This is a genomic window from Vibrio sp. 99-8-1, assembly GCF_013114595.1.
GTDB lineage: Bacteria > Pseudomonadota > Gammaproteobacteria > Enterobacterales > Vibrionaceae > Vibrio.
The window spans coordinates 40,458-54,469 of record NZ_VTXE01000025.1 but is presented as its reverse complement, the minus strand read 5'-3'; the positions used below and the strand labels follow the sequence as shown (position 1 = coordinate 54,469).

The window sequence follows — 14,012 nt, the reverse complement described above, 5'->3', positions numbered from 1 at the left end:
AATAGATCGTCACCGATTTGAGTTAGGGTAATGGTTACCGCGGCATCTTGCTCGGATGTCCCTTGCAGCGTTGGCGTCACTTTGGTTAATTGGTCGCTATTGCGCGGGTCGCTGCCCTCTACTGCCGATGGTGCGGTATCGGTTATAGCGGTAAGATCATCGGCTGTAACATTCGCCACGTTATCAATGGTCAACTCGGTGAAACTCGCCGTACTTGCATTGCTATTGCCCGCAATATCCGTGTAAACAAGCTTATATTGGTAGCTGCCATCAGCCAGATTATTGAGGAAACTGGCCGATGTCGCGTTTAGACCAGATGTATCTTTGTTGATGAGCCAGTTGCCTGAGTCATCCACTTCAACAATCACGCTACCCTGAAGCAAACCGCCTTTTTGCAATATCAGTTCTACGGTTCCACCCGCTTCACCCGTACCGTCAAACACAGGGTTATTATCCGATGTGTAGTTATCATCAGCACCATCAAAACCGACTCGGAATGTGTCTAGTGATGAGTCATAATCACCTGAGAAACCTGTTAGCGTTTTGTCGATTGTAAGAGTATTAATATTAGTCGGAATGCTTTCGGCATTGTCGACTTTAACGGCGTTGCCATCTGCATCAAGGTAGACCCAGTGACCATTTGGATCTTTCGCGTATAACGTGAAGGTATGATCTGACTCAGAAAGCGAGCTAGGTAAAGTTTTTTCCCAACTGACTAAGCTTCCTGACCCAGCAGTGCCGAATGTTCCAAGCTGTTGGCTAACACCATCCACATAAATATAGACCTCTGTTCCTGCAATAACAGTACCGTTAAAGGTTGGAGTATCTACCGATGTAATAAGATCCGTCGCTGGATTGTCTGCATTAAAAGTGTTGCTGTCATCGTCTAATTTACCGGTAAAGGTAACGTCCAGATCCACCACCAACGCACTGTCGGAAGTAAAGGTTTTACTGTCGGTATTTCCGGTGACATCACTCACTGAAACAGTGTAAGGGTACGACCCGGTATCGAGTCGATGGCCACTGTTGCTGCCACTGCCTATCTGAATCGACCAATCCCCATTCTCATCTGCTTGAGTCGTGTAGGTTTGGTTGTCGATAGAGAGTGTCACATCCGCGTTGGCTTCAGTTGAACCTGACAACGTCGGTTGATCTTGAATGGTTAAGGTGGCGTTGCCTGTTGATGCCTGAGAAACGGCATCCAACTGAGCGGCGATATCGTCAACTTTGGTATCAATAACCACCTTGTCTTCTAAGCTAGTGTATTCAACATTGGTCTTGTTTCCTGCGCTGTCTTCAACACTCACGGTAAAGCTATGAGCCCCTTCATCAAGGATTTGATCATCGGCGAGTTGTGCAGTCCAACTATACTTGCCATTGGCTTTGGCTGTTTGATCAATGGTAGCAATCACACTCATGCCTTGGATAACGAGCTCTACTACCGCATCTTTATCATCCACTTCACCGGTAAACAGTGGTGTCGTGTCATTAACAATATTGTCTGTTGGCGTCTTATCGGCGTGAATATCGCCACTGGCCACATCTTCTGGCGTATTGGCAACCTGTGTCATGGTTTTAGTTACAACCGGTGACACTCCATCAATAAAGACTTCCGCTTCTGTTGACTGACTGTTTCCAGCCACATCTTGTGCCGTGATGGTGTATTTGTAAGCACTATCTCGTGCCGCAATATCGATATTGGCAATAGTCCACTGTGCCATGCCATTTTCATCAGCAACACCTGTCACTACAACAGACTGTGAAGCAATATCTGAGTCGGTAAACTCAATGGTCACTGTTGCTCCGACTTCCGCTTTACCAGTAAACAGCAGATCATCGCTAATCTTAGTCACACCATCTGTGCTACTGCTGCCGGTATCGCTGCTTTCTAACAAAAAGCTGCTGCTGCCGTTAAGAGTAATAGCCGCATCGATATCATTATCGAGCACAAAAAAGCCCGACTGCTCATCCGCTTTATTACCCGCGGCATCAAATACATTGACCTGATAATCGATCTGTTTATCTACTGCTTGTCCTGCCGACAGATCATGCAGTACGGCCACGTCCCAACGCCCGCTGCTGTCACTTTGAGTTTCATAGAGATGACCATCAATGGTCACTTGCACAAAGCTATTGGCCTCAGCATTAATACCTGAGATAACGGGGTTAGTTACGTTAGTTTCACCACTATTACCAAGGCTGCTGTCACTAGTTGCATCCAAACTAAAGCTTCCTACGTCTGGCTTGGTGGTATCTATGGTAACGGTATTTGTTTGCGTCTGGTGATTGCCGGCACTGTCAATCACTTCAACCACGTAGGAGTAGGAGTTATCGCCATTACTATGAACAATCTGAGCGATTTTCTCTGCGTACTGAGTCGCATCAGTTAGGTTGCTAATGGTCCACGCACCTGAACTGTCCGTAGTAGTTTCAATGTAATCTGACGAGCTTGCATCCGCCGGGATATCACTGCGATTAAAATAGAAACGAATGGTGCTGTTCTTCTCCCCTGTGCCGCTAAAGACAAGGTTATCCACCAAGTTGGTGACGTCATTGCTCTCTAAATTTGTCGCTTTAGTTTCAATATCACTATGGGTAGTGCTATCTGGCGTTAAGTACTCATAAGCTGAGTCTGCGCTGTCGGCTAAATCCCCGTCGACAACACTCTTGTTGTCTATAGAAAGTGTCTCGGTTGTTTGCCCTTTGGCATCGGCAATAGAATCAACCTTCTCCACCTCGCCATTTGATTTCAGATAACCGATATTTCCGGATACATCTTGGCTATAAATGACATAATCATATTCGGCAACGTCACTCGTATCCGCTGTATCTGGCGCGGTGAGTTTATCACTTTGAGGGAGGGTAATTGTCCAGTTACCCGCACTGTCCATCGTGCCGTGTTCGGCATTGTTACTCGCGTAAACCTTGCCATTAATTGCCACGTAGACAACGGCGCCCACTTCAGCCAAACCACTAAAACTTGGCGTAGTATCATTGGTTAGCTGATCATCTGTGGAGCCACTATTACTCGCATCATCCAATTTACCAGTAAGTACCACAGCTTGATCCAGTGTCAGGCTCTTTGTTACTGGCGTGCTCTCATTGCCCGCTTTGTCGGTAACCTTTACCGTGTACTCAATATCTGTTGAGGTTTCACCTGCAGGAACAGACAGAGCCGTCGCGGTTCCAGACGTTAACTTATCGCTATCGGCGATGGTAATCGACCAGTCTCCATTGGCATCTGCTGTCGTTTGGTAACTACTTCCGGCAATAACAATCGCCACTGTAGCCCCTGGCTCAGTCGCGGTACCGTCACTCTGACTGCCACTAAAGGTAGGTGTGCTGGTGTTAATAACAGCGTCATTATTGCTGTCATCATCAATGGTGAATTTCACCGCCGTCACACTGCTGTCATAAGTGAAATTCTGAGTTACTGTAGAGCTGCTGTTTCCTGCGGCATCAACCGCGACAAAGCTATATTCATATTGGCCATCTTCAGTCAGTGCCGGAATATTTGTGTGATCCAGTATCCAGTTTCCATCCGCGTCAATCGTGGCTTCGACATTATCAACGTTGTAATCTTCACTGTCCGTTCCTGCTTTACCACGTATGCTAACAATGACTTTTTCCGTACCTTGTTCAACGCTGCCTTTGATGACCCAACTGTCATTCTGCTCGGCATTTACGTAACTCGCCACCGACCAATTATGGCTACTATCTTCAGCAATTCCCCCTTCGAGCCCCGTAGGTGCTTGGGTATCAACCTCAATGGTGCCATGAATCTCTTTGCTGATGTTGACATTGTCAGCGGCATCAACTGCCAAGGTGCTATTGCCTGCCGCATCCGTTGCAGAAATGGTGTAGTTATAGGTGCCACCAGTGTAATCGGCATCACCATCGGAAAGGTCGATTGAAGAAATAGACCAATCCCCAGCGCTATTCACCACGGTTGTGTAGCTATGATCAGCATCCAGTCTAAGGGTAATGATGTCCCCTTCGGTGCCTGTCCCTTTAAAAACAGGTGTGCTGCTGTTGGTGAGTTGCTCTTCCACCGTCCAGCCTTGAGCACTGCTATCGGCAACGCCACCAAGTAGGCTAAGTTGAGTGTCTATCTTAAAGGTCGCAATTTCACCACTGCTGTTTTCATTTCCAGCAAGATCTGTCGCAACCACTTTATATTGATATGTGCCGTCATCATGGCTATCTAAGGTAATCTGCCATTGGCCATTACTGTCAGCAATAGCTGTGTAGTGCTTGCTCTCGGTGACTTGATTGTTTAAGTCAGTGATGTTGGTAAGCACTAAATCGATACTTGAACCCGGCTCTGTCTCACCAGTGATAGTAACAACTTGATGATTAGTCACACCATCTTGCTCTAACTGTTCGGTCGTTTTCCCGTCTGCTGCACCCGCAGTATCATCACTGGATGCCAGTTGAAGTTTGCTATGAACTGGCGCCTCACTGTCAAAAGTGACTGAACCGGTATAAGGCTCAACCGTCATATTGCCAGCTTTATCTATTTGACTAATGCTGTAGTTATAACTGTTGCCATGGGTAAATTGAGCCACTAATTCATTATAGTTTTTAGCGCTGCTATCAATTGTCCAGCTGTTGTCTGCCGCGACTCTTGTTTGCAGGGTTAAGCCCGGATAATCGGTAAAGGTGAGTGTAATCTGTCCACCCGCTTCACCCACACCAGAGAACTCTGGCGTTGTATCCGAAGTAATCCCATCACTATTCAGTTGTAATGTTTCGCCATCAAGCAGAGCTCGTCCAGTATCTGTCTGTTGAGTTAATGCTCCCGAAACAGGCGTAGACAAAACATTGTCTATAGTAATATCACCGCTTGTTGTCGCGGCTGTATTACCTGTTTTATCCGTAATATCAATACTATAGTCGTAGTCACCATCCGCTAAATAATCTGGAACAGTAAAGGTCCATTGTCCCGAGGCATCCACCGTCAGTTGACCATTTGTTGCCGCATCCGCTTCACTATTTACGAAGGTATAGCTATGCAAGGTTGTGTCCGACGATTTAATAGTGACCGTTATTTGTGCATCTATCTCTGTTGTACCAGTAAATTGTGGGTTATGGTTTTGAGTAATTCCATCGCTTTGTGAATCTGCGTCTAGCGAGCCAGTATCAACACTAGCATCATGGCTTAAATGCGCGATGTCGGACTGCTGAACCGAGCTATCAACCGTTACCTTTCCTTGTAGATCACTGATATCGGAATTTGAGCTTGAAAGAAGATTTCCAGCCGCATCAATAACATTGAAACTATATGGGTAGTCCTGTCCATCACTTAATGCATAACCATCTGGCAGAGTTTGTCCCGCTTTTAGGTAATCAGAGGAGACTTGAATCGACCATTTACTTGGATCTGTCGAATCAAACTTAGCAAGGTAAGTGTAGCCATCGATGATCAACTCTACTGTTGAACCTGCCTCAGTAACACCTGAGAACACCAGTGGTAACTCATTGGTTATCTGATCGCTGGTAAAGTCACTGCTGCGTCCAGAATCGGAGTCAAGTTTTGCACTAAAGCTGTCTACTTGGCTGTCGAGTTTGAACGTGTCACTTTCTGTGCTGCTGGTGTTACCCGCCTTATCAGTAACAGTAACCTGATAACTGTACTGCCCATCCGCTAATTCTGCGCGTTGATCCGGTGTTAATTGATAACTCCAACTTCCATCGGGATTGATAGTAATAGCGCTGTAGCTGTGTTCCGTCCCACTGCTATCTTTGATAACCAGTTCAACTTTAGAATTGATCTCTGCGTTATATTCCGTGCTGCCAGAGAAAACAAGATTCTCACCACTGTCTACTAAGTCTACGCCCGCCTGTTCACTGTGGCTACTGGCTAAATCGGCACTAATATTGGTGGCGCTATCCAAAGTAAAGCTGTCGGTTGCGGTAGTGATGTTACCAACCGCATCTTTGGCGGTAACCGTATAATTGTAAGATAAACCTGCCGAGTCAGTAGTGGAGGCTAAAGGTGTTAACCACTGAGCCTGCCAAGTCCAAGGCCCTGTATCACTAGCAGCACTTTCATCCGTGAGCGTGGCGGTAATGGTTTCCGATCCTATGGTCACCTGAATCACCGCTTGTTTGTCATCCGTTGTGCCGGTGAAAAGTGGCTTCAAGTTATTAGTGACACCGTCACTCTGACTAGATAGATCCGACGCAGAGCTACCAGAAAAGCCTGAATCGGTACTTTCATCCAACGTAGCGGTAATTGCTACTGGGGTGCGATCAACCGTAATCGTTTGATTTTCCGTGCTGGCTAAAACACCCGCGATATTGGTCGACTCGACATGGTAGCTATAGCTGCCATTGTCCGCCAGTTCGCTACTGTCAAGATCTAATTGCCATGTGCCACTAGCAACCGTTGCTTCAAACGGTGTGCTTTTCCCGTCGATATAGACAAATACTCGGGCATTATCGTCAACGCTGCCTTGCAAATGGATCTCTGTTGTATCGGCGTTCACAACAGAGTCTGATGCCGAGAGATCATCGCTAACATTGTGCTGATTATTAAGCACTATCGTTGCGGTTTCCGTTGTGCTATTGCCAGCAGTATCGGTATAGGTAACGTTGAATATGCGCTCACCTTCACCAGTAAGTTCAGCTAAATCGACACGCCACTCACCAGTGGTTGCATCGGCTGTGGTGGTGTAGGTGGTAGCGCCTACTACACCAACTTCTTGTACTGAAATCGCCACGCCATTTTCTGCTACACCCGAGATAGTCGGTGAGGTTTCTTTGGTAATACCATCAGCGGTTAAATCGATATTAGTTGGATTATTGACCAAATTAGCGTCAGTTGGAGAAGAGTCATCCGCACTATCCAGTGCCGCATGCGTTGTAATAACTGGCGCACTATTATCGATGACAAGAGTGCCACTATTATCGGCACCCAATGGCGAGATATTTCCCGCTTTGTCTTCAGCAACAATCTTGTACTGGTAGGTAGCGTTATCCAGTAAGTTGTCGCTCTGTTTTAAAGTGATAACCCAAGAATTGTCAGACTCACCAAGCACAACCGTCTTAACAACATCGTTACTGGTATCAGCACCATCCGCTTGATTATGTAAGGTAAGAGTAACCGTTGAGCTACCCTCTGCGGTTCCTTTAAATATAGGCGTGGTACTTTGGCTGATTTCATCACTTGCCGACACCCCTGTATCTGACGTTTCGCTATCTTCAACCTCACCAGTGACACTGGTTTCCGTATCCACTGTCATCAGTTCAGATAAGGTTGAGCGGTTACCCGCCTTATCTTTAGCGGTGAGTTCATAGCGGTAAGTACCTTGGCTTAGCGTATCGCCATGCGCTTGTAGATCAATATCCCAACGGTCATTGTCATCAATGGTCGCGGTATAGGAGATGCCTATATCTTCCGTTACTTCGCTGTCTGTTCCTTCTCCTGAGATAACTCGCTTAACCACCAGCGTAACGGTATCTCCTTCATCTCCTGTTCCTGAGAATTTCGGGGTCGAATCATTGGTATAGTTATCAAAGTTAAAGTCTGAGCTGGCGCTCTGCGCTTTCGTATCTGAAGTGGTATCTAAACCGCCAGTAAAGTTCAACGAGTGGTCAATATTTAGCGTGCCATTAATCGCACTTGAGTTTCCTGCCGCGTCTTGAGCGACCAAGGAGTAGCTATACTCTTTTTCCGCGAGATCTGCTGGGAACTCCACATGCCAGTTTCCTTCATTATCAACGGTTGCCAGCTGTTCTGGTTGCCCATCAATAGCAAGTTTAACCGTGCTACCGGCTTCAACTCGTCCAGAAAAATAGGGAGTAGCATCTTGAGTGTAGAGAAGGTTACCTTCTGCTAAATCAGAGTTGTATTTATCATCATCCAATTGAGCACTGAATTCAGGTGCATCAAGATCAACGGTAAAGTTCTCCCCGGCAATAGTTTTGCTGTTTCCAGCAGTATCCGTTGCTGTAATGGTATAGCTGTAATCCCCACTCACCAGCTTATCGGAAGCACTATTTGCAATGGTATAGGACCAAGGATAGTTTCCATCGGTATCAGCGTCGCTTGACGTTTCAATACCTTCAAATTGACGAGTAACAGGATTACCCGATGCATCGACACCAGTAATGGTGATGGTAATGTTATCGCCAGCAGCATTACCCGTTCCGCTAAAGGTCGGAGTATCGATATTAGTTAAAATATCCGCCGAGCCCGCATCATTAGTTTTGGAGTCAAAATGAGTGGTGAGATCACCATCATCTATAGTGAAATCAAGTGTAATGCTTTTTTGCACCCCTCCTTCATCAGAAGAGCGGCTATTGCCTGCCTGGTCTGTTGCAGTGACGGTATAGGCAACCTCCCCTTCAGTGCGAAGTGGTGTAGTCACCTCGATTGACCAGTGATACTTACCTGTATCTGGGTTTTGCGTTATGGTTGCATCTGTGTACGTTTGTCCATCAATCTCGAGGCGAACGATGGCATTAGGATCATTAATCTCACCAGTAAATATCGGCTCTCTTTGCGAGGTGATTTCGTCAGTGGTCACGCCGGTATTGCTGCTGTCATCAAGACCAACGGTAAACTCGGGAGCGGTTGTGTCCACCGTTAGATTGCCGGCAACTTGAGTAGCCTGATTTCCGGCTAAATCTTGAGAATCTATCGTATAAGTGTAATTGCCGTCGCTAAGCTTACTCTCTTCCGGTAGCTTAATTGACCAGATATCACCTTCAGCAAAGCGTGTCGTCACGCTATAAGCGAGTGTTCCGTCCTGATTCTTTATCACTAACGTGACATCTTGACCTGAGGCGTCAGCAGGACCGGTAAAAGTAGGTTGAGTCTCTGTTGTTAAAATCTCATCAGGGGAGATATCTAAACCCGCTAATGGTGCGGTGTTGTCGATATCGACAGAAGTACTGGTTTGAGCAGAATTACCAGAACTGTCCGTTGCTGTCGCGGTATAAGTATATTGGCCATCCGTTAACGCAAGCTCTGTGGTGATAGACCATGGTGCAAATGACTGAGTCACACCATCGACTTCTAACTCAACCACATCAGTGTTAGCGACTGTAGTAACAATTGGCGTACCTACAGGGTTGCCATCAGCGTCGGTAATCACCACACGTATGGTGTTACCTACTTGACTTAAGCCACTGATTTTTGGCAACTGATTTGAGGTGATGTTGTCATTAAAAGTGGCATCTGTTGCTTCATCTACACCTGACAGACCTGTTTCTGATTCTTTATCCAGATCCATATCAAGGATCTTAGGCAGGGCTTTTTCAACAGTGAAGTTACTGCTAATTGTCTCAGAGTTACCCGCCTTATCTGTTGCTTGAAGAGTGTAGGTGTAGTTAGTTTTATCGGTTAAACCTTGCAACAGAGCCGTCGCACTCGCGTAGTCAATGATCCAACTGCCATCATCACTCACTGTGGCATCAATAGCATCAGTCAAGGTTACGCCATTGAACTCCGTTAACTTAACGCTACCACCGGTTTCAATCTTGCCACCAAAACTCACTTCTGTTGAGCCTAGGTAGGTTTTGTCGTCCGCAATGGAGACGGTCATGCTGGAATCCAGCCCGCCACTCCAGACCAATTGCGAATCCACCGTTACCGTTCCAGAAACCTCAGCTTGATTGCCGGCGATATCTTCACTAGTCACGGTATAGTCAAACTCTTGCGCACCGGTTTCAGCATCCACCGATGTCGCCGCTAAACCTGTAACGTCAATGGTCCATTTTCCATCAGACACCGTCGTTGAGTAGCTTTGACCATTAATGTCAAAGGTAATGCTGGCACCATCTTCTCCCGTACCAGTAAAGGTAGGAGACGTCATGTTGGTGTAGTTATCCCCTTGAACCCCTGAGTCCGAACTTACAAACCCAACGGGAACATCGGTAAAATCAGCCTCAGTTTGTAGGTGGGCAGTAACTTGAGTTTCAGTATCTACCGTTAAGGTATTGGTCACACTGGCGGTATTACCTGCCACATCAATTTGTGTCAGAGTAAATGACTGATCGGATACGTCACTCGGTAAAGCATCAGTAACAGAAATCGTCCAGCTACCATCTGCTTCAGCCGTGGTTTCATATTTATGGTTGTTAATCTCCAACAGCAAAATAGAACCCGCTTCTGCGCTTGCTGCACCACCACTGAAAACAGGTGTGAGCACCTTGGTGATTAAGTCCCCTTTTACTCCTGAATCGGATGCTTCACTCAACAGTTCACCTGTTGGAGCGAGAGTTTGTTGATCGATAGTAAATGACTGTTCTGACAGTGTGCTCTGGTTACCCGCTTTGTCTGTTGCCACCGCGGTAAACGTGTGCTCACCGCTGGTTTGAGCATCCAGTTGCAATGACCAGGCAACGACTTTATTGCCATTCACATCGGTTGTAACAACCAATTTACCATCAGCATCTCTGTCGAGCTCAGCGGTAATTGGCGTGCTGTTGCTAGGATCATCTAAGAAAACAACCACACTCTCTATATTGTCGGCGTCAACCGTACCACTGAGCAGAGGTGTTGTATCTCTGGTTATGCCGTCCAGATCGTTATCAGTGTAATCACCTTTGATCGCCTGTATTTTGCTTAGCTGACCATCGGCATCGGAGACAAGATCACTTGTTGCATCCAGTGACCCCGTTAAAGGCGTTGGGTTCTGCGTATCTATTAATAGCGGAGTCGCCGCTGTTGTCACAGAGTTCCCGGCAACATCTGTCGCATTTAATGTGTAGCTGTAGCTCCCATCGGCAAGGGTGCCATCATATTCACCATCATCGGAACCATCTGGATTTTCACCATCATCCAAACGAATTTGCCATGTTCCATCATCATTGACGATCACCTGTTTCTGGATCGCAGCAAGATCAGGATAATCAACATTTTGAATGGTTAAGGTAACCGTATCTCCTGCATCACCTAAACCTGAAAATAGTGGGTTATTCACATTGGTATTGCCATCACCCACAACAGCCGAATCGCTAGTACTGTCTAAGCCGCCTGCTAATGTTGGCTCGCCAAGATCAACCGTTACCTTGTATTGCTGGTTATCATTAAGCGTGGTCTCATTGCCTAATGGATCGGTCGCCTTAACAGTATAAATATGAGTCTGATTGTCACTTGGTAGAGCATCGGCATCTGGAATGGTGATTGACCATGTACCATCGCTGGTATCGGACGCAGCAAGTGTGTATGTTTTACCATTTATGGTCAGCGCGACGGTACTCTCAGGTTCTACCGTACCACTAAAGGTTGGCGTATCATCTTTGGTGATCACATCATCTAATGCGCCACTATTCGAATCATTATCCAACTGAGCAGTAAACGGGATAACCTGAGTATCTAAAACGAAGTTTTGACTGGATGTTGAGGTTTCATTTCCAGCAATATCAACCGAAGAAATACTGTAGCTATAGTTACCATCAATCGTTTCTCCCGACAGTGATAACTGTGATGGATCGAGGTTAAATTGCCATTCGCCGCTATTATCCGCATCCGCATCGGCGGCTACAGTTAGCTGTTGTGTGTATTCAATCTCTTTATTACTGTCATCCAACCCTTTGATGGTTAATGTCACTGTGGCTGACTCTTCTGCACGGCCAGTAATAACATGTATGTTGCTGTTAATCTTGTCGTCTAGCGGCGTAACTATGTCAATGCTGGTAGAGGTATCAATGGTAAACGTATCATTTATTTCTGTGCTGTTACCTGCTACATCTTTGGCTTGGATAGAGACATCGTAATCACCTGAATTTAGCAGGTTAACCAAGTTTGTGTTGCTGTCATTTTTAGTGAGGTCAACAGACCACAACTCACCAACAGCCTCGGTTTGGTAGCTTTGAGTATAACTGCCATCTTTCGCTGTCACCGTCACTGTTATTTGAGAACCCGCTTCAGCGGTGCCCTGTAGTACCGGTTTTTGATTTGAAGTTATGTTGTCATTAACGAGCTGGTTATTTGTGTTACCAACAGGGGCAGAATCGGTGCTTTCCGTCAATCCTAAACTGGTGACAAAAGGGGCCAATGTATCGATAACTAGCGTCTGTTCTTGTGATGATGAAACGTTGCCGGCAACATCTTCATATTCAAAGTGATAGCTATAGCCATCACTATTATTCTCAATATCATTGTCAATAAATGCCGCAGCAAAATCACTGGAGTCTTTATCAATCGTCCAAACACGCTTCCCATCAACCATCGAATACTGACTTTCAGTTGGCGTAACTGTATAGGCAATGCCATCAATATTAATAACCAGTTTAACTGTTGCACCTTCTTCTAGAGTGCCGGTAAAGCTTAGCTGTTGGTCACTGTATCTGGTGATGCCATCATTCTGCAATTCACCTGTATCGGATGTTGCTGCAAGCGCACCTTGAGTATCCTCTACTTGAGTATCAAGGGTAAAATACGTTGACGCATCACTAACGGTTTCAGAGACATTACCCGCTTGGTCAGTCGCAACCACTGAATAGAAGTACTTCCCATCATCGACCCCATTTGATAACGCTACCGTTATCGACCAGAGGCCGTCTTCACCGACTGGTGAGGATTTATAGTCAACACCATTGATGGTTAAGGTAACAACTGAGCCTTGTTGAGAAGTTCCTGTAAAGGTAGGTGTTGTGTCTGAGGAGATTTTATCACTGTGTCCAGTTGTGTTTTCATTAAAGGTGGCGGCAGTATCCGACTCTTCCGTCAATACCACGGTTGGTGTTTCCGGTGTGGATGTCATGATCACCAGTTGCTCGGTGACGGATAAGTCTTCACCTGACTTTGATGTCGTCGTTGCTTCAATTTTGTAACTACCATCGGCGTATACATCAGCAAGCTCTACCGTGTATTTTCCTGTTGAATCTGCCGTTACATACTCTTCATAGATAATGGTGTCACTGCTATCTGTAGCAACAAAATGAACCCTAGATCCCGGCTCAGACTGACCATTAAAGGTGAGGTCGGTGTTAATGTTGGTAACAAAATCACCCAGTTTACCGGAATCATCCTCTCCTTCTAACAATAGGGTTAAGTAGGCAGCTGACTCTGAATCAATGGTTTTACCACTGCCATCATCCACGGCTTTTCCTGCGCTACTAGACGAGCTAGAGCTAGATGAACTCGAAGAGCTGCTTGAGGTCGAGGAGCCGGAAGAGTTACCTGTCTGATTGGGTAATCCTGTGGCTGGGGTCGGATTTGTGTTACTGGCATTAGCAACCGCTGCATCACTAGCATCTTGCTTTGACTCTATTAACGCTTCAATAGCATCAACCAACACGGTGTTGGTACTGGAACCACCAATACTTTCGCCACCAACCGATCCTGTCTCTACATCAACCCCATCACCTGCTAATTCGACGATATAGTCTTCAACATTGTGCTGGCCGTCAATTTCACTGTTACTAATGATCGCTTCCGCCAAGCCAAATAGGTCTTCTCGCTCAGCGTCAACCGCTGCCTTTTCCGCTTGCTGGGCTTGGGCTATTTCTGCTAGTTCTTTTCTCTCTTGCTCAATAGCCAGTTTTTGGGCATCTAGGGTCGACTGTAGCGAAGACAACTGGGCAAATTGCTCCGCTAAAGCTTGCTGGCGCTCAAGTGCTGCTTGAGTAATGGCTTTGTTTAATGCTTCTTGAAAAGCTTGATCTGTTGTTCCATCTTCTAGTTCACTGGATATACCATCACTATTTAATATACCTAGCTCATTCTCAAGGCCTTCTAACGACTTATCACCATCACCTGTCAGTTCATCTTGACGACTTCCTTCACCAGCGAGGTCCCCTTTAACTGAGTCACCTGTTGCATAGAGTTGATTTTCTAGAAAAACACTCGACGCTGTCTCTAAGTTGATTCCCGTCTGATTAATAAGATCGTTCATAGAGAACTCGCCTTCTCGAGTTTCTACACTCAAGTCGCCAAGCGCTACGGCTACGACACCATCTTTAATCACCTCAACATCACCATTCGCCAAGGTAATTTCGATGTCGAAACCTTTAACATTAATATCGGAAATAGATTCAACTACAACTTTTTGCAT

The 14,012-nt window shown here is 46.1% G+C and carries 1 protein-coding gene (only partly in view); it reads right to left on the bottom strand.

From position 1 onward, the window contains the following. A protein-coding gene (locus F0227_RS14545) for an Ig-like domain-containing protein (RefSeq protein WP_171753946.1) crosses the window boundary here: on the bottom strand, window positions 1-14,012 show its beginning. Its footprint begins 16,057 nt before the window's first position; 14,012 of the gene's 30,069 nt are visible here — the first part of the coding sequence; the start codon lies at window positions 14,010-14,012; its stop codon lies beyond the left edge, outside the window.